Source organism: Propionibacterium ruminifibrarum, assembly GCF_900289195.1.
In the GTDB taxonomy this organism is placed as follows: domain Bacteria; phylum Actinomycetota; class Actinomycetes; order Propionibacteriales; family Propionibacteriaceae; genus Propionibacterium; species Propionibacterium ruminifibrarum.
Genome location: NZ_OMOH01000005.1, coordinates 1 through 17,588, shown reverse-complemented (window position 1 = coordinate 17,588; position 17,588 = coordinate 1). Strand labels below are relative to the sequence as shown.

At 70.0% G+C, this 17,588-nt stretch carries 14 protein-coding genes and 1 tRNA gene; 6 read left to right on the top strand and 9 right to left on the bottom strand.

Annotated elements, in window-relative coordinates:
* Positions 1 to 141 precede the first annotated feature (141 nt).
* A tRNA-Arg gene (locus PROPJV5_RS06940) sits at positions 142 to 214 on the top strand.
* Between the two features lie 223 nt (positions 215 to 437).
* On the opposite strand, the gene trxA is transcribed toward PROPJV5_RS06940, so the two are convergent.
* Together trxA and PROPJV5_RS06930 are read right to left on the bottom strand one after the other, a co-directional pair.
* Positions 438 to 791 (bottom strand): thioredoxin, encoded by a 354-nt coding sequence (trxA, locus tag PROPJV5_RS06935; protein ID WP_119715635.1) that lies wholly within the window; start codon positions 789 to 791, stop codon positions 438 to 440.
* A gap of 131 nt (positions 792 to 922) precedes the next feature.
* Positions 923 to 1,612, bottom strand: coding sequence for a metal-dependent transcriptional regulator (locus PROPJV5_RS06930; RefSeq protein WP_119715634.1), 690 nt, complete (start codon positions 1,610 to 1,612; stop codon positions 923 to 925).
* Positions 1,613 to 1,726: 114 nt separating this feature from the next.
* On the opposite strand from PROPJV5_RS06930, the gene serC reads away from it, so the two are divergent.
* Positions 1,727 to 2,902, top strand: coding sequence for a phosphoserine transaminase (gene serC, locus PROPJV5_RS06925; RefSeq protein ID WP_220474376.1), 1,176 nt, complete (start codon positions 1,727 to 1,729; stop codon positions 2,900 to 2,902).
* A 20-nt stretch (positions 2,903 to 2,922) separates the two neighbouring features.
* Here serC and PROPJV5_RS06920 read toward each other — a convergent pair whose 3' ends face one another.
* From PROPJV5_RS06920 to PROPJV5_RS06900, 5 genes are all read right to left on the bottom strand, one after another.
* A complete protein-coding gene (locus PROPJV5_RS06920) occupies positions 2,923 to 3,267 on the bottom strand; it encodes a hypothetical protein (protein WP_147385379.1) in 345 nt (114 codons plus the stop codon).
* Between the two features lie 104 nt (positions 3,268 to 3,371).
* Positions 3,372 to 4,349 (bottom strand): S41 family peptidase, encoded by a 978-nt coding sequence (locus tag PROPJV5_RS06915; RefSeq protein WP_119715631.1) that lies wholly within the window; start codon positions 4,347 to 4,349, stop codon positions 3,372 to 3,374.
* A 27-nt stretch (positions 4,350 to 4,376) separates the two neighbouring features.
* Positions 4,377 to 5,918, bottom strand: a complete 1,542-nt coding sequence (locus PROPJV5_RS06910) for an NCS2 family permease (RefSeq protein ID WP_119715630.1) — start codon at positions 5,916 to 5,918, stop codon at positions 4,377 to 4,379.
* Between the two features lie 129 nt (positions 5,919 to 6,047).
* Positions 6,048 to 6,833 (bottom strand): DUF3027 domain-containing protein, encoded by a 786-nt coding sequence (locus tag PROPJV5_RS06905; protein WP_119715629.1) that lies wholly within the window; start codon positions 6,831 to 6,833, stop codon positions 6,048 to 6,050.
* On the bottom strand, positions 6,833 to 7,219 hold the full coding sequence (locus PROPJV5_RS06900) for a cold-shock protein (RefSeq protein WP_119715628.1): 387 nt from the start codon (positions 7,217 to 7,219) through the stop codon (positions 6,833 to 6,835). Before PROPJV5_RS06900 ends, PROPJV5_RS06905 begins: the two co-directional genes overlap by 1 nt.
* A gap of 169 nt (positions 7,220 to 7,388) precedes the next feature.
* On the opposite strand from PROPJV5_RS06900, the gene PROPJV5_RS12530 reads away from it, so the two are divergent.
* Positions 7,389 to 8,552, top strand: coding sequence for a hypothetical protein (locus tag PROPJV5_RS12530; protein WP_182858618.1), 1,164 nt, complete (start codon positions 7,389 to 7,391; stop codon positions 8,550 to 8,552).
* Complete coding sequence (locus PROPJV5_RS06890) at positions 8,549 to 10,729, top strand: helicase-associated domain-containing protein (protein WP_119715626.1); 2,181 nt, start codon at positions 8,549 to 8,551, stop codon at positions 10,727 to 10,729. The genes PROPJV5_RS12530 and PROPJV5_RS06890 overlap by 4 nt, the downstream gene beginning before the upstream one ends.
* Positions 10,730 to 10,735: 6 nt before the next feature.
* Here the strand turns inward: PROPJV5_RS06890 and PROPJV5_RS06885 are convergent, their stop codons facing one another.
* Entirely contained in the window at positions 10,736 to 13,192 is a 2,457-nt protein-coding gene (locus PROPJV5_RS06885) for an ATP-binding cassette domain-containing protein (protein WP_119715625.1), read from the bottom strand.
* A gap of 161 nt (positions 13,193 to 13,353) precedes the next feature.
* On the opposite strand from PROPJV5_RS06885, the gene PROPJV5_RS06880 reads away from it, so the two are divergent.
* Positions 13,354 to 15,093, top strand: coding sequence for a serine/threonine protein kinase (locus PROPJV5_RS06880; protein WP_119715624.1), 1,740 nt, complete (start codon positions 13,354 to 13,356; stop codon positions 15,091 to 15,093).
* Between the two features lie 50 nt (positions 15,094 to 15,143).
* Positions 15,144 to 16,820 (top strand): DNA repair helicase XPB, encoded by a 1,677-nt coding sequence (locus tag PROPJV5_RS06875; RefSeq protein ID WP_182858617.1) that lies wholly within the window; start codon positions 15,144 to 15,146, stop codon positions 16,818 to 16,820.
* 9 nt (positions 16,821 to 16,829) lie between these two features.
* Here the strand turns inward: PROPJV5_RS06875 and PROPJV5_RS06870 are convergent, their stop codons facing one another.
* Positions 16,830 to 17,402, bottom strand: a complete 573-nt coding sequence (locus PROPJV5_RS06870; protein WP_119715622.1) for an NUDIX hydrolase — start codon at positions 17,400 to 17,402, stop codon at positions 16,830 to 16,832.
* Positions 17,403 to 17,588: the final 186 nt, after the last annotated feature.

The following is a 17,588-nucleotide window of genomic DNA, read 5'->3' as shown; positions in this document are numbered from 1 at the left end:
GGATCTGAGAGAAATCCTCAGGAATTGTTTATAAAACAATGACCCGTTCGTCCCGCCCCCTCGGCTGGGAGCATCTTCCCACCCGGACCTGCGCGACGATTTTGTCCTGGCCTTGCCCGTGCGGCTAGGCTGAACGGGCAAGGCCCCGTAGCTCAGGGGATAGAGCAGCGGTTTCCTAAACCGCGTGTCGAAGGTTCGAATCCTTTCGGGGCCGCCGAGGGCGAGGCCCCAGTGCGCTGCTCGTCGGCACTGGAGGCCAACCGCCTGGATCATCGCGCCGCCCAGGTGGCCCCTGCCTCATCCCGTACGCGGGCCACGCCTCGAGCATGTCCCTCCCCGTGCGGCGGACGAGGCCGCAGCCGCCCCGGAAAAGAAGGGGCGCGCCCTGCCCCGGCCGCTGGCCGGGCGCAGGACGCGCCACGGTTCCGGGGGTCCTCTCAGACCGCCTCGTCGCTGTCGCTCTCGGAGGGCTCGTACTCACGGATCTGCGAGATGAGTCCGTCGAGCTGGGCGGCGTTGAGGGCACCCGCGTTGCGGAACAGCAGCTTGCCGCCCTTGAAGGCCATCAGCGTGGGGATGGCCTGGATCTGCAGCTGCGCCGCCAAGTCCTGCGCCGCCTCGGTGTCGACCTTGCCGAAGACGATGTCCTCGTTCTTGCCGCTGGCGTTCTCGTAAATCGGCCCGAACCGCTTGCAGGGTCCGCACCACTCGGCCCAGAAGTCCACGAGCACGATGCCGTCGGAGGTCACCGTGCTCTCGAAGTTGGCCTCATCCAGTGCGATGGTCGCCATGGTCGTCCTTTCACGAATGGGCTCCGGCTCCAGCCGGGGCGTTGTCGCCTGTAGAACACATCGGGGCCACCGGGTTATTCCGGGTGGCCCCGAGCATCACCGCCGCCGTGCCCCGCCCGGCCGCACCCCGCTCAGTGGTGGGCTGACTTGACCCGTATCGACCCCGCGTACTCGCGTGGAATGCTCACTGTGCGCTGACCGTCCTCGCTGGCCAGAGCGAAGTCATCGCCCTGCCCGCCGAGGACCACGACGTCACCGGGACGGATCTGCGACGCGGCGAGCTGGGCCATGAAGTCGGAATCGGTCTGCGGTCGCTCGTCGACCATGACGAAAACGACCCTGTCCAGTCCGGCCGCGACGGCTGAACGCAGATCCTGACCGTAGTCGGCCAGGCGACGTACCTTGCGGGCGGTCGCCGTGGGGATCGGGGCGCCGTACGGGCTGGCGGTGGGGTGACCGAGCCGCTCAGCCATGCGTTCGGTGACCTCCTCGCTCATCACGTGCTCCCAACGGCAGGCCTCGTCATGGGCCTTGTCGTAGTCGAGCCCGAGAACGTCGATGAGGAAGCACTCGGCCAGCCGGTGGTGTCGCATGACCTTGCGCGCCTCATCGAAACCAGACCGGGTCAACTCGATGGTGCGTTCCTCCGTCAGCCGCATGAGACCGTCGCGCTCCATGCGGGCAACGGTCTGGGAGACCGTGGGCCCCGCCTGGTGGAGCCTGTCGACGATGCGAGCACGTTTTGGCTCGATGTCGGCCTCCTCCAGCTCGTAGACCGTCCGCAGATACATTTGGGAGGTATCAATCAGCTCGCCGCTCATGCCATGCCCTCACTTCTTCTCGATTCTGAAAAGACTAGCCGTCAAGTCTTCCCGAATATTCCCCAAGGCCAGTGTTCCCTCATCATCTCCCGGAACGCCAGCTGACGCGGCCGAATGAGCGTTTCTCCTCGCGTACTCGCCGGGCCGTGGTGGGAGAATCGAGGGGTGAGTGATCTCGTGATTCCCGCTGAGCTCCTGCCCGCCGACGGCCGTTTCGGCTCCGGCCCGGCCAAGGTGCGTCCTGACGCGCTCGCCGCGGTGGCAGCCAGCCCACTGATCGGCACGTCCCACCGCAAGCCCGCGGTACGCAACCTCGTGGCCCGGATCAAGGAGCGCCTCGCCGAGCTCTACTCGATGCCCGATGGCTACCAGGTCGTCCTCGGCAACGGTGGTGCGACGAGTTTCTGGGACCTGGCGTGCGTCAGCCTCATCGAACGGTGTTCCTCACATGCCTCGTACGGTTCTTTCACCAAGAAGTTCGCCACCGCCGCCTCCCGCGCACCGTGGTTGAAGCCACCCGTCGTCACCGAGGCCCCCTTCGGCTCGGGCTGCCTGCCCGCCGTCGAGGCCGGGGCGGATGCCTACGCATGGGCGCAGAACGAGACCTCCACCGGCGTGGCCATGCCGGTGGAGCGCCCGGCCGGCGTCGACGACGGCGCCCTCGTCCTCGTTGACGCGACGAGCGCCGCCGGAGGCATCGACGCGGACCTGGCCCAGGCCGACGCCCTGTACTTCTCCCCGCAGAAGAACTTCAGCTCCGACGGCGGACTGTGGTTGTCCTTCTGCTCGCCCGCCGCGCTGGAACGCTCGGCCCGCCTCACGAGCGGCCATGACGGGCGCTGGGTTCCCGACACCCTCAACCTGACGCTGGCGGCAAGCAACTCGGCGAAGGACCAGACCCTCAACACCCCGGCCCTGGCCACACTCATCCTGCTCGACGAGCAACTCGGCTGGATGCTCGACAACGGCGGCATGGGCTTCGTCACGGCGCGCACCGCCGATTCCTCCGGCCGCGTCTACGAGTGGGCCGAGGCCCACCAGTACGCCCACCCGTTCGTCGCCGACCCGGCGCAGCGCTCCCCCGTCGTGACGACCATCGTCTTCGACGAGGCGGTCGACGCCCCGCTGCTGTGCAGCACGCTGCGCGCCAACGGGATCCTCGACGTCGAGCCCTACCGCGCGCTGGGCACCGACCAGATGCGCATCGGCGTCTTCGCCTCCGTCGACCCCGAGGACGTGAGCCGGCTCCTCGGCTGCATCGACTGGGTGCTCGAACGCATCGTCGTCTGATGCCTCATGGCCGGCTGGGCTCAGCCCAGCCGGTTGTCCTGCGCCGAGCGCCGCAGGACGAAGATGGCCGCGACGAGCGCGACGACGAAACTGAGGACGAGGGCCGCGATCGTCTTCTTACGGCTGAGCGAACCGCCCGCCACCGTGGACTCCGCAGCGGTGTCGGACCCTGCGGCCTGTGACGCGGCCTGCCCGTCGGCGGTACCGGTGGCCGTCGAGGTGGCCTGTGGCACGGGCTCGGCCGGAACGGGGTCGGCCACCACCGGAGCCGGCACCAGCAACCCGAGCGCGAGCACGATGCCGACAAGGGCCGCCCTCACGCGGCGTCGCATGGGCGTCCTGGCGCTGTCCTGCTGATTGTCCACGCGGGACACTCTATGCGCAGACCGTCTCCCCAGGCCCGCAGGCCCCTCCGGGGTGGCCTGGAAAACACGACCAACGGCCACGTGCTCCCCACACCCCCTGGGGGTCATCGGCAGCCCTTCGAGTCCAGCCACGCCGCGGCCGCCGAGGGTGCCTGGTCGAGGTCGACGCGCTCATCTGGTTCGATGGGGGTCTCACCGAAGCGCGTCCCCTCGCGGTCCAGGGTCTCACCGACGGTGAGGAACATGGTGAGCCCGCCGTAGAGCCTAAAACCCTGGTTCACCGAGGCATAGCCTCGCGTCGGTTGCCCGAACACGCGCGTGTCGGCGATCCCGTTGAAGGCGAGCCGGGCCTGCTCCCCCGAACTCGCCGTCCGGCCGCTGGTGATGATGGCCACCGGGACGCCGAGCTTCGAGCTGCCCGCCTCAGCCGTCGTCGGGGTTCCGCCGCCGCTGACCGAACCGCCGTCGAGCACCACCTGGCTCTGGGCCAGCGAGGTGTCGAAACTGACCACCGGCCCATCGGGGATGAGCGGTGAGAGCCCGGCCAGCATCGGCCCCATGTCACCGCCACTGTTGTCGGACAGGTCGACGACAACCCCACACGCCCCGGATGCGGCCAGTGCCGTGGCGAGTTCGTCGGCGTACTGCTGTCCCTGTTCCGCCGTGCCGGAGAAGGCGGGGAGCTTGACGGTCATCACCCCACCGTCCACCCGGTGCGTGGGAGCCTGGTAGTCCTCCTGAGTCTGCTGCTGCTCCTCGTCGGTGAGCAGGAAGGAGTGCGGTCCGCCCGCCACCGCGAGCGCATCGTCGATGATCTCGTTGACCTCGTCACGGCTTCGTGCCGTGGCGACCGCGTCAAGGGCCTCGGCCCGCTTCCGGTCCCACTCGTCGCCGTGGGCGTGCAGCCCCTGGTCCATGAGCGAGAGGGCGTGCTCGCCGTGAGCGCGCGGTGACGGGGGGACCAGCCAGACACCGTACGACGGGCCGACGACATGGACGACGGCCAAGGCGAGCGCCAGGAGCACTGCCAGGGCGACGCAGACGACGACCACCGGTCGGCGGCGGGAACGTGGCCTGCCCATCAGCCCTCCTCGTGGCACCGTCGGCCGCTAGGCCCCGGCGATCGCCCCGTTGATGACGTCGGAGGCGAAGTAGACGACGAACAGCGCACCCACCACCCACATGAGCGGGTGGATGTGGCGGGCCTTGCCCTGGAAGACCTTGAGCACGATGAAGATGACGAAACCGGCGCCGATGCCCACCGAGATCGAGTAGCTGAAGGGCATGAGCACGATCGTGATGAAGGCGGGGATGGCGTCGACCAGATGATGCCAGTCGATCTCCCCGACCTGCTGCATCATGAGGAAGCCGACGAGTACGAGCACCGGCGCCACGGCCTCCGAGGGCACCATGTTCGTCAGCGGGGACAGGAAGGTGGCCAGCAGGAAGCAGACACCGGTGAAGATCGAGGCGACGCCGGTGCGGGCGCCCTCGGCAACGCCCGCGGTCGATTCGATGTATGAGGTGTTGGACGAGGTGGATCCCAGGCCGCCGAGCACCGCGGCGAGGGAGTCGGCGAGCAGGATGCCGCGCAGGTGCGGGGGCTCTCCGTCCTCGTCGAGGATGCCGCCCTCGGCGCCCACGGCGACGACGGTGCCGACCGTGTCGAAGAAGTCGGCCAGCAGCAGCGAGAAGATGAGCATGACGGCCCCGAGCACGCTGGCGACGGTGAACTGGCCATCGGCGTTGGCGAAGGCGCCCACCAGGTCGACACGGCCGAAGAGTCCCAGGTCGGGGGCGACGAAGGCCGAGGCGCCGGGCCAGGCCGGCACGTTGAGTGCCCAGCCGTCCGGGTTGGTGCTGCCGTCGGGCAGGGTGGCGGGAATCTTGGCGACGGCCTGGACGATGATGGCGAGCACTGTCGTGGCGATGATGGCGATGAGCATGGCCCCGCGCTTGGCGCGCACGTACAGGAACAGCAGGATCAGCAGCCCGATGACGAAAATGAGCTGCGGCAGCGTGCCGAGGGAACCATCCAGACCCAGCTGCACCGGGGTTCCCGAGCCGGGGGTGACGATGTTGGCGTCGACGAGACCGACGAAGGCGACGAACAAGCCGATACCCACCGAGATGGCAACGCGCAGTTCCCGGGGCACGGCACGGAAGACGGCCTCACGGAACCCGGTCAGGACGAGCAGGGTGATGATGATGCCCTCGATGAGGATCATGCCCATCGTCCGCGGCCAGGTGGAGTTGGGGGCGATGACGTAGGCGCACATGGCGTTCAGGCCCAGACCGGCGGCGAGACCGATCGGGAATCGACCGATGACGCCCATGAGGATCGTGCTGATGCCCGCGATGAAGGCCGTCGCGGCGGCGACCATGGCGATCGAGTGGTTGACCGCGGCCTGGTCGATGATGCCCGCCGCGGCGTCGGTGTACTTGGGGGCACCCGAGATCAGGTTCCCCTGCGAGTCGGCAGCGGTACCGATGACCAGCGGGTTGAGCGCGAGGATGTAGGCCATGGTGAAGAAGGTCACCAGACCGCCGCGCAGCTCCTGGCCGATGGATGAGCCGCGCTCGGAGACGCGGAACCAGCGCTCGACGAAGGACGAGCCCTCCAGGGTTTTTTCAGGGGACACAGACGCCATGGCGGATATGGTAGCGGCGCCTGCCACCGTTGCCGCACCGTGACCGCGGAGTGTGCCGGCAGCCGTGCCGCCGTCACGCCGGGACCCTCGTGGCCGCCCGTGCCGGGCAGCTGCAGCACCGGGGCGGGGTCAGTCGAAGATCGCCTTGTCGTCCGCGCCGATCGTGTCGTAGACGGGAGCGGGCAGATCGACGCCGCGCTGGTCGGCGACGACGTTCGAGTGTCCGCCGCAACCGTGGTCGATGCTGACGACCTTGGCGTCCCGCGGGGAGTACTCGTTGGTGCACACGCCGAAGAGCACGCCGAGTGACCCGGTGATGCGCTGGAAGTAGGCGCATTCGACGCACAGGCCCGGCGCGTGCCGCGTCGAGGCGTTGTCCGGGCCGCCCTCGCCGCCGAGCCAGCGCTCGGCCGCCCGTGATCGTCCCTCGTGGGAGAGCACTCGTTCCCGCCCCAGGCCGAGGTCCGAGACGATGTCACGGGTCGCGCTCCACTCGGCCGGGTCCTCGTCCGCGGCCATCTCGCCGCCGGTGAAACCGGGCTCCACCCTCGGATCGTTGTCCGCGGTGGGCAGCAGCGTGCCGGGCGTGACATCGTCCGGGCGGACGCGGTCGGCCCACGGCACCCACTCGGTGGCGAGCAGCGCGTCGTCACCGGGGATCAGGACGACCTCGTCGACGGTTGCCGTGCGGGCCCGCGGGGGGCGGGTCAACGTGACGGCCCAGCGCCAGCCGCGGTAACCGCTGTGGGGGCATGCGAAGTAGTGGGTGAGCAGGCGTTCGCCCTCGAGTTCGCAGCCGAGGTACTCCCCCACCCCGAAGTCGCCGGCCTGGTGGGTGGCTGCAGTGAGCGCGACGTCGACGGCTGCGGCCAGCACCGTGTCCGTCTTGGTGGTGGCGGTTCGCGCAGATGGCATTACTTCTCCAGCTCGTCGGCCACGCCGCGCAACATGGTCGCGATCTTGGTGGCCTGACTCTGATTGGGATGACGGCCGCGACGATATCCGTTCGACAGGCCATCGAGCAGTTTGATGAGGTCCTCCATCATCACGGCCAGGTCCTCGGGCTTGCGCCGGGAGGCCTTGGACAGTGACGGCGGCGGGTCGATGAGGGTGATCGACAGCGCCTGTTCACCACGCCGGCCCTCGATGACACCGAACTCGACGCGCTGGCCGCGCTTGACGCTGGCCACGTCCGAGGGCAGTGCGGTGGAGCGGAAGTACACCTCTCCCTCGCCGTCATCCTTCGTGATGAATCCGAAACCCTTCTCGGAGTCGAAGAAACGCACCCTGCCGCTCGGCATCTGGTCACCTCATTCTTCCGGGCTGCCGTGACCGCTCCCGCTCATGCGGGGGCAGAAGACCACTTCAAGATTATCGAGACGGGCAACTCGCCTTGTCGCACGGTGCCGACTCGTCTCCTCGTGGCTCGCGCAGCCGCGGCGGCGCAGGACCGCCCATAGAATTGACCGCATGGCAGGGCCGCGCATCTTCGACACCCTCACGCTGGACGGTGCTCCTCGTGAGGCGCCGGCCGCGTTCGCGCAGCCGAAGGCCGAGCCGCTGGCGGCGCCGGGTCGGGAACCGGGCGTCGAGGTGAGCGGCGCCCTCGCCCGCCCGGACTCGATCCGTTCCCCGGACGATCCGGGACCCACACTCGAATCCCTGGCCCCGGCCGTGCAGGCCCCGCGGGACCCGCACAAGCCCTTCGAGAGCACGTCGCTGCTGGCCACCTCCGGTCCGCGCGCGCACGACCCGAGGACACCGTTCGAGCTCTCCAGCGGCCCCGCGTCGTCCACGCAGTTCGCACCACCGGACGCCTCCTCACTCGTCGTCGCGGCCGCCCCGCAGCAGGGCGCCGACAGAGCCCCCCAGGCGCAGCTCCCGGCGTCCGGCCCGGCCCCACAGACCGTGAACAACTATCCGCTGGGCGGCTCGTGGTCTGGGGCTCCGGCGCCGATGCCCCAGGAGACCCCCGACGAGTTGACCGGGCCCCTGGTCCTGCTCACCGACACCGGCGTGCTGCCCTACAGCGTCGGGAACCTGCTGCGCACCACCGGGCTAGGAATGCTGGGTTGCCTCGCCATTGGCTTCATCATCCAACCCTTCGCCCTCGCCATGCTTCTCCTGGCGTGGATCCTGTCGATGACCCAGTCGCGTTCGCGGCGTTTCCTGCGCGCCGCCTTCCTCGTGGCGCTCGGCATCGTGGCGCTCGTCATCCTGGTGACCCTGCTCGCCGGGCAGGCCCAGCCGCTCCCCGTGGGCAACTCGGTGGCACGCTGGGTCTGCCTGGCGATGATCCTCGCCGGCCCGCGGCTCACCCGTTCGGATCTGGCCCGTGCCGGACGCCTCGTCACGGCGAAACAGGCCCAGACCATGGGCTGGGCGCCGGCGGCCGGGCCCCGCAGCGGTACCGGGCGGCCCCAGCCGCCGGCCGCAGGCGCCGTTCCGCCCGGCCCGCCCGTCCACACCGCGCCACCGGCCGCTCCCCCGCCCGGCCGGGCCGACGTCCCACCCGGTCCGGTTCCCGGCCCGCCCATGCACACCGCGCCACCGGCCGCATCTCGGCCCGGTGAGCCCGGTGCGCCCCAACCGCCTTACCCGGGCTATCCCGGCCGGCAGGGACCGAACTGGTGAGCACCCCCCGCTCGCTGGCGGCCAGCCTCCAGCAGTGGACGGCGCAGGAACTCGAGTATCTGCTGCGGGCCCGCCCCGACCTGGCCAGCCCCGCCCCGCGTGACATCACGGACCTGGCGGAGCGGGCATCGGCTCGCCCATCGGCCGCGCGTGCGCTCGAAGGCGTCGATGCGTGGGTCCTGTGCATCGCCCACGCCATGGCGGCATGCGAGGCCGGCGGCGCCGCAGCCACCGTTGAACGCCTGTCCGGCGGGCTCGGCGTGAGCGGGCGCGACGACGAGATCGCGGATGCGCTCACCCGCCTGACCGACCTGGCGCTTGCCTGGGGCGAGCCCGCTGCCCTGACCCAGGCGGCACGGGCCGTCTTCGGCCCCTACCCCTGCGGGCTGGCGCCGGCCTCGGCCAGGCCGCTGTCCGAGACGGCCATCCGGGCCGGGCTGGAGGCGGTCGGCGAGGACGGTGCGCGGGTGCTGCGCCGCCTCCAGTGGGGACCGCCGAACGGCACGGTGCGCCGAGCCGATCGCCCGGTGAGCCCGGACGACGCCGAGTCGACGATGGACCTGCTGCTCGCCCACGGCCTCCTCGTTCCGACGGGCCCGGACCAGGTGATCCTTCCCCGCGAGGTCGCCCTGCACCTGCGCGGGGGACGGTACGTCCAGAACGTGCCGCCGGCCCGGGTGCCCGACTGGCCCCCGGCGGCCGGTGCGCTCGGAGCGAGCCTCGGCCCCGACCTGCTCGACAGGGCGGCCATCGGCTCGGCGCAGGAGTTCATCAGCCACGTCGAGGTGGTGCTCGACGATCTCGGCACCCGGGCCCCGAGGCCGCTCGCCAGCGGGGAGATGTCCAAACGCGACCTGACCGGCGTGGCTCGCGTCCTCGGTGAGGGCGTCGACGACGAGCCCAGCGAGAGCCGTTTCCTCCTGGCCCTGGTGCGTCACGCGGGACTGCTCACGGCGCACGGGCGCGCGTGGCTCGCAACGACCGCCTACGACGATTTCCTGGACCGCCCCGGCCATGAACGCTGGCGCACGCTGGCTGCGGCGTGGACCGGCCTCGGCTGGTGGCCCGGGCGTGCCGAGCCGCGCGCTGCGGCACTGCGGTCCGCCGTGCTCACCGAACTCTCGGCGGCGGCGCCGGGCACGGCCGTTGACGAGAACTCGCTCGCCGAGCGCCTGGCCTGGCGCAGGCCTGGGCTGGTCAGCGCCGGTCACCAGGAGCTGTGGCAGCGGTACGCGGGAGAGCTCATCGCCGAGGCCCGCTGGCTCGGTCTGCTCGCCTTCGACCGGACGACCGTGCTCGTCCGCACGGTGAACGATCCGGCGGCGCCCGACCCCGGTTTCGCCGACTTCGGCGACTCGTTGATGATGCAGTCGGATCTGACGGCGGTCGCTCCCGCCCCGCTCGACCACGAGACGGCCCACGTGATCGGCGAGCTCGCCGACCGCGAGTCGCACGGAGCCGCGGCGACCTTCCGGTTCACCCGGGCCTCGATCGGCCGGGCGCTGGATGCCGGCTGGTCGGCCGAGACGATCGTCGGCTGGTTGCGCGCGCACAGCGCGGCCGGACCCGACGCCCCCCTGCCGGGTCCGCTGTCGGCACTCATCGCCGACACCGCCCGGACCCATGGCGCGGTGCGGGTCATCCCGGTGGGGTCGGTCGTCCAGGTCGCGGATCCGAGCGGTGCCGCTGCGATCCTGGCCGACGCGGGCGCCGCGGAGCTCGGGCTGCGCGAGCTGGCCCCCGGTGTCATCACTGCGGCGGCGGAGCCGGCCGAACTCGTGGCGGCGCTTCAAGCCATGGGATTCGCCCCGGTGGCCGAACGGCCCAGCGGGGAGCCCTACACGACCCCCGCGCCGCGGAGGGCGCCTACCCCCGCCGCCGGCTCCGCCGCCAGGCCGGTCGATGTGAAACGCCTCGCCCAGGCGCTGACGGGGAAGGCACCCGGTGGCATGACCGCCGGGCAGATCTGGTCCGAGCTGACCCGGGCGCACGACACCGACTCGTGGGTGGATGTCGACTGGGTCGACGACGATGGTGCGCCGCAGAGCCATCTCATGCGGGTGCTGTCGATGTCGGCAGGGGTCGCGCACCTCGTTCGCCGCGCGGCCGGGCGGATCAGCCTGCCGCTGGCCAGGATCGTCTCGGTCAGGGCCGAGGCGGAAACGGCTGGGGAATGACCCCGATCACACGGACGACCGCTGTCTCGTGAGGCGCACGAGTGTGAGGATGCCGGCGACGACGCTGATCGCGGCCAGGCCGATGAGCCCGTGCGACCACGCCCCCGTGGCGTGCTCCCACAGGGCGTCGTCGGCGACCTGCGGGTTGAGCTGCCGCAGGTCGATGGTCGCGGAGGCCTGCCCGTAACCCCAACGGCTCGGCGCGATGGCGGCGACGGTCTCCATCACCGTGCGGCCGGTGACCTCGATGAGACCACCGCACAGCACGAGCTGTGCCATGACCGCAATGACCAGGGCCGGCATCGTCTGCTCGGAGCTGGTGACGACGGCCGACAGGAGCAGCCCGATCATGCCGGAGGCGAAGGCGGTGCCGAATGCGGCGATGGCCAGCTCGATGGTTCCGTCGGTCCAGATGCCCTCCTGGGGGCCGGTCTTGCCGATGCGCACGACGGACACCAGCAGCGCGCTCTGGATGAGCGTCAGGATGAACAGCACGAAGATCTTCGCGCCCGTGTAGATCACCGGCGACAACCCCACTGCGCGCTCGCGCAGGAAGATGGCGCGTTCTCCGATCAGCTCGCGGATGGTGGCCGCCATGCCCATGAAGCCGGCTCCGACGATGATGATGACGAGCAGCTGGTTGGGTTCACCCGGGTTGTCGGGGCCGGGCACCCCGAAACCGCCGTCGCCGGGGATGGCCAGCGCCATCAGCCCGACGATGACCGGCAGAAGAAGCGTCGAGACCGCGTAGGAACGGTCCGAGGCGATGACCGCGAGCTGGCGTGAGATGAGGGTCCGCCACTGGCGTCCGCGTCGCTGCAGCGGGGGTTTGGCCATCCCGGGCGACGGGGAGGGCGCCGGCACGGGCGTGCTCGGGTACAGCTGCCGGTACCGGTTGATGTGCCGGGCAGGGTCGTCCGACAGGGACTGGAAGACCTCCGCGTACCGCGGGGCGCCGAAGTAGGCGAGCACATCCGAGGGCGGGCCGAAGTAGGCGACTCCCCCGCCGGGGGCCAGGATGAGCACCTGGTCGCACAGCGAGAGATTGTCCGTGCTGTGCGTCACGACGAGCACCGCGCGGCCCCCGTCGGCCTGGGCGCGCAGCAGCTCCATGACGGACTTGTCCATTCCCGGGTCGAGACCAGAGGTGGGTTCGTCGAGCAGCAGCAGCTCCGGCTGAGTGAGCAGTTCGAGGGCGACGGAGACACGTTTGCGCTGGCCCCCCGAGATCCGGCTGATGAGGGTGTCGGCGTGCTCGGTGAGGCCGAGGTCGTCGATGACCCGGTTGACCTCGTGTTCGCGGGCCTGCGCGTCGTAATCGGCAGGCAGGCGCAGCTGCGCCGCGTAGCGCAGGGCCTTGCGAACGGTGAGCCTGCGGTGCACGACGTCGTCCTGCGGAACGACGCCGATGCGCTGGCGCAGATTGGCGAAGTTCTCGTACAGGTCGGCGCCGCGGTAGATGACACGACCGCTCGTGGCCGGCTGGGAGCCGGTGATGGCGCGCAGCAACGTCGACTTACCGGCCCCCGACGGGCCGATGACGGCCACCAGCGATCCCACGTGAACCTGGAAACTCACCTGGTCGAGCAGGACCTTGCGCTTGCGGTGACTCGTGATGGCGAACCCCAGTTCGTCGGCGATGAGCGCCGTCTGGGCCGGCTCGGGGGTGATGATGCGGCCGTCGCTGATGAGTAGCGTGGTGCGACCGACACCGAGCCGGTCACCGGCACGGAAGATACTGCCGCTCGGCGCGGGGTGGCCGTTGATCTGGACACCGTTGAGGCTGGAGAGGTCCTCGACGCGGTAGCCGTCCTGGGGGCTGCCGGTCAGCCTGGCGTGGTGGCGTGAGACGAGCGGGTCGTCCAGGACGATGGTGTTCGAGGGCGCCCTGCCTATTGTGATCGATTCACCTCGGGCCACCCTGTCCGCGGTGACGAGCACGGTCTCGCCGGAGCCCTCCCCGGCGGCAGCGTCCCGGACGACACCGACCGCCCCCGTTCCCGCTGCGGTGACCGGGTTCAGCGGCCCGAGCGCGGTCGGCCCACCCGGGGTGTCGGCACCGAAGCGGGGGGCCGCCAGCGGGATGATCGAGTCCACCTTCGCGCCGGCATCAGGTGCCTGCCCGGGCGCCCCGGCCGGCACCACGGTGCGCGTGATGGTGACGGCAGGGCCGTCGACCGCACCGAGGTTCAGCACCATGTTCGCCGCGACGGCCGCCTCCGAGACACGCCGGCCGGCGGCGAAACTGCCGTTGGCGCTGCCCAGATCGCGGACCAGAACCGTACCGGAGTGGTCGGCACTGACCTGGGCATGACGCCGCGAGGCGAGGGGGTGGTTCACGACGATGTCGCTGCCCGGATCGCGGCCGATCCTGACGGTCGCGCCCGCGGAAAGGGGGTAGCGAATGGGTCCGGCCTCGACGACGGCGACGACGCCATCCGCATGCTCCGCGGGTTCATTCATCCCTGTCACTCCCCTGCTGGGTGTGACACTGTGGCCTCCACCCTGTCGCCCCTGAGCCGCTCTACCGTACTATGTCAGGGGGCGCCTGACGGCGCTCGTCTGCGCTGGCCTCGTGCCCACGCGGGCACACCCATCAGTATCCCACCCCACGAAGAGGCACCGTGACGACGCACAGCCCCGACGAGCCCCTGGGAAGCCGCTACACGCTGGTTTCCCACATCAACGACGGCGCAATGGGCGAGGTCTGGCGGGCGAAGGACGCCGAGGGGAACCTCTACGCGGCGAAGATCCTCCGGCCGAGCATCAGCGAGAACACCGAAATGGTGAAGCGCTTCGTCTCCGAGCGCAACCTGTTGCTCAGCGTGCACCACCCCAACGTCGTGGGCGTCCACGATCTCGTCGTCGAGGGGGACACCCTGGCGATCATCATGGACATCGTCGAGGGCCGCGATCTGCGCCAGATGCTCAAGAGTGCGGGAACCTTCACCCAGTCCGACGCCGCCTTCGTGTGCGCGGAACTGGCCGAGGGGCTGCAGGCGATCCACGAGCAGCACATCGTTCACCGGGACATGAAACCCGCCAACGTCCTCGTCGACGAGACCGGCACCGAACTCGTCCCACGCATCACGGACTTCGGGGTGTCCAGACTGTCCGAGACCGGTCTCGGCGCGGCCAACCCGACGATGGTCGCCGGCACCCCGCACTACATGGCGCCTGAACTGCTCATGAACCAGACGCCCACACCGGCAAGCGACCTCTACTCGCTCGGCATCATGCTGTACGAGCTGATCACCGGCGTCACGCCCTTCAGCGACCGGAATCCGGCGGCGGCGATGCAGGCGCAGCTGAGTTTCGACCCCGGACGGCCGGATGGCTTGGACGACCGGATCTGGGACATCCTGGTCTGGCTGACGCGCAAGGACCCCTCCCGCCGCCCGGAGTCCGCCGCCCAGGCCGCGCACGCACTCCGCGAGGCGAGCGACCAGACCCTGGACCTGCCCGCCCTGACGCCCCTGCGGACCCCACCCCCGGCGACCCCGGTCGACGTCCCGAACAGCACCGTCCTGGCTCCCGGCCTGGCGGCGACGATGCTCGGCAGCGGAACCGGGCAGGGCACCGGCGCCTCGGGCTGGGCCAGCGGCGCCGCGACGTCAGGCACCCCGGCCTGGCCGGGTGGCAGCGCGGTCGGGCTGAGCGCGATCGGTTTCCCCGGCGCCCAGTCCGGCTACTCGCCGAACGGCACCTTCCAGGGCGCCCCGCAGGCCGCACCGCCGCAGACGCCGAAGGGGGGCGGCGGCGTCAAGACGGCGATCATCATCGTCCTGGCCGCGCTGCTGGTGGCCGCGATCGTCGTCGGCGTCGTCCTGTTCAAGAGCCGCGACGACGCGGGGGGCACGGCCTCGTCCGAGCCCGCCGCCTCGGCCACCGACGAGACCCCGACGCCGACCCCCACCCCGACACCGACGCCCACGGTCGATGAACGCACTCAGGCCCTCAACGAGCTGAACGACGCGCGCAACCGCAGCATGCAGAACCTGGTGCTCGACGGCCGCTGGGTGCTGCAGATCGACAGCAAGTACGAGGGCATCTACGACCCGCAGCAGACGACCGCGGACGGTTCGCACACCTTCACGCTTCCCGACATCTACGACAGGTATCAGGAGAACGTCCAGTACACCACCGCCCACGGCATCCGCAACGTGCTGCTGCTCAAGGGCGGCGACTTCGGCAAGCAGATCTTCTCGCTGCCCGAGGACACCTGGGTGACCATCGCCGACCCGGGGGGCATCGACAGCTACGACGCCGGGCTGGCGGTCTGCTCCAGCCTCTACCCGAACCTGTCCGGCGATGCATTGCTCAACAGCTGCCTGCCCAGGCAGCTCACCGAGCCGCACGCCTGACCCCGGATCGAGGAGTTCCGTCGGCTTGCGGAGGCGACGCATACTGAACGGTGATGAACAATGACGGCCCCCTGATCGTCCAGTCCGATCGCACAGTGCTGCTCGAGGTGGCGCATCCGCTGGCCAACGAAGCCCGCGCCGCCATCGCTCCCTTCGCTGAACTCGAACGTGCCCCGGAGCACGTCCACACCTACCGCCTGACCCCGCTGGGGCTGTGGAATGCCCGCGCATCGGGTCACGACGCCGAGCAGATCGTTCACGCGCTGCTCACCTACTCGAAGTACCCGGTTCCGTCGGCTCTGCTCATCGAGATCGCGGAGACGATGGGGCGGTACGGGGTGCTGCGCATCGACAAGGATCCCGCGCACGGGCTGGTCCTCACCTCGACCGATGAGGCCGTCATGACGCAGGTGCGGCGCAGCACGCGCACCAGGGGGCTGCTGGGCCAGGCCATCGACACGACGACGGTGGTCGTCCACCCTTCCGAACGGGGTCGCCTCAAACAGGTGCTCCTCGCGCTGGGCTGGCCGGCCGAGGACGTCGCCGGCTTCGTGGACGGCGAGGCCCACCCGATCTCGCTGGTCGAGGACGGCTGGAGCCTGCGTCCGTACCAGGATGAGGCGGCGAGGGCATTCTGGGACGGCGGCTCCGGGGTGGTCGTCCTGCCCTGCGGGGCCGGCAAGACGATCGTCGGTGCGGCGGCGATGGCCCTGACCGGCGCGACAACCCTCATCCTCGTGACGAACACCGTCTCGGCCCGCCAGTGGCGGGCCGAGCTCCTCGCCCGCACGAGCCTCACCCCCGACGAGATCGGCGAGTACTCGGGAGCGAAGAAACAGATCCGCCCGGTGACGATCGCCACCTACCAGGTCATCACGACCAAACGGAACGGCATCCACCCGAACCTCGAACTCTTCAGCGCCCGTGACTGGGGACTCGTCGTCTACGACGAGGTGCACCTGCTGCCGGCCCCGGTCTTCAGGATGACCGCGGATCTTCAGGCCCGCCGGCGCCTGGGGCTCACCGCCACCCTCGTCCGCGAGGACGGTCACGAGGCCGACGTCTTCAGCCTCATCGGGCCCAAACGGTATGACGCCCCGTGGCGGCAGATCGAGGCCCAGGGCTACATCGCCCCGGCCGACTGCATCGAGGTGCGAGTCGACCTTCCTGACGACATGCGGATGGCCTACGCCCTCGCCGACGCCGACGTGCGGTACCGGCTGGCTTCCACCGCCAGCGCCAAATCCGATGTCGTACGGTCCATCATCGAGGCCCACCGGGGCATGCCCACCCTCGTCATCGGCCAGTACGTCGACCAGCTCACCGAGCTCGCACGCGAGTTGGACTGCCCGATCATCACCGGGGAGACAACGACGAGGAACCGTCAGCGGATCTACGACGACTTCCGAAACGGCGTCATCGATCTGCTCGTGGTCAGCAAGGTGGCGAACTTCTCCATCGACCTGCCAGCGGCCCAGGTGGCGATCCAGGTCTCGGGAACCTTCGGCTCCCGCCAGGAGGAGGCGCAGCGGCTCGGCCGGCTCCTGCGGCCCAAGCAGCGGCTCGCGGGCCGGCAGGGGCAGGACACCACGGCCCACTTCTACACGGTGGTGGCTCGTGACACGGTGGACGCGGACTTCGCTCAGCACCGTCAACGGTTCCTCACCGAGCAGGGCTATGCCTACCGGATCATCACCGCCGACGAGGTGGCTCTGGAAGGCCACTGACGCCTCGCGTCAGAGGTTCAGGAAGGCACGCTGCTCATCGGTGAGTGGCACGGTCGACTCCTCGACAGCCCCAAGGTCCACGAAGTCGCCCCGGCCAAGATCCCAGAGCTCGAGGATCCTCCTGGGCCAGACCGTGGCGGCAGCCACCTGCTCGCGGGTCATCCAGGCGGTACGCAGAAGGGTTCGTCTCTCCTCGGCGGTGTAACCGGACGTGTCCACATCGAAATGCTCGGTCCGGACGAGGAAGAACTCCTCGGTCTGCACGAGCACCTGATCGGTGTAGCCGTGGTGGGTCAGACGGCGGGCAATGGGCCCGACGAGATCCTCCCCTGCGACGACGAGGCCGGTCTCCTCACGGAGTTCGCGGACGGCCGCATCGGCGAAGGTCTCACCCTTGTCGACTCCCCCGCCAGGAGTGACCCACCAGGTCAGGTGGGGAAGCCCCGGGTCGGTGTCCTGTTCGAGGAGCACCCGGTCCTCGGCGAGGACGAGGACCCTGGCGCCCTTGCGACGACGGATCACGCGCTCGGCCGGTTCGACCGTGACGAAGGGGCGGTGCTCGAGATCATCATCGACGTTCATGGCACCACGCTAGCGCCGGCCCGCTCATGACGCGGGGTCGGCACACGGTCCGGCACCGCGGAGGACCAAGAACGCCTGTTAAATGGTGGTGTCCCCGGCCAGCATGTGGCCGGGGACACTCGTTGTGGAATGTGTGCGGCGGTTTCCTACTCTCCCACACGCTCCCGCGTGCAGTACCATCGGCGC

Excerpts from the sequence above, each read along its gene's own strand:
- PROPJV5_RS06915 (WP_119715631.1), bottom strand. The coding sequence starts at position 4,349 with ATGGGCAGGCCACGTTCCCGCCGCCGACCGGTGGTCGTCGTCTGCGTC.
- PROPJV5_RS06910 (WP_119715630.1), bottom strand. The coding sequence starts at position 5,918 with ATGGCGTCTGTGTCCCCTGAAAAAACCCTGGAGGGCTCGTCCTTCGTC.
- PROPJV5_RS06870 (WP_119715622.1), bottom strand. The coding sequence starts at position 17,402 with ATGAACGTCGATGATGATCTCGAGCACCGCCCCTTCGTCACGGTCGAA.
- PROPJV5_RS06885 (WP_119715625.1), bottom strand. The coding sequence starts at position 13,192 with ATGAATGAACCCGCGGAGCATGCGGATGGCGTCGTCGCCGTCGTCGAG.
- trxA (WP_119715635.1), bottom strand. The coding sequence starts at position 791 with ATGGCGACCATCGCACTGGATGAGGCCAACTTCGAGAGCACGGTGACC.
- PROPJV5_RS06900 (WP_119715628.1), bottom strand. The coding sequence starts at position 7,219 with ATGCCGAGCGGCAGGGTGCGTTTCTTCGACTCCGAGAAGGGTTTCGGA.
- PROPJV5_RS06905 (WP_119715629.1), bottom strand. The coding sequence starts at position 6,833 with ATGCCATCTGCGCGAACCGCCACCACCAAGACGGACACGGTGCTGGCC.
- serC (WP_220474376.1), top strand. The coding sequence starts at position 1,727 with ATGAGCGTTTCTCCTCGCGTACTCGCCGGGCCGTGGTGGGAGAATCGA.
- PROPJV5_RS12530 (WP_182858618.1), top strand. The coding sequence starts at position 7,389 with ATGGCAGGGCCGCGCATCTTCGACACCCTCACGCTGGACGGTGCTCCT.
- PROPJV5_RS06930 (WP_119715634.1), bottom strand. The coding sequence starts at position 1,612 with ATGAGCGGCGAGCTGATTGATACCTCCCAAATGTATCTGCGGACGGTC.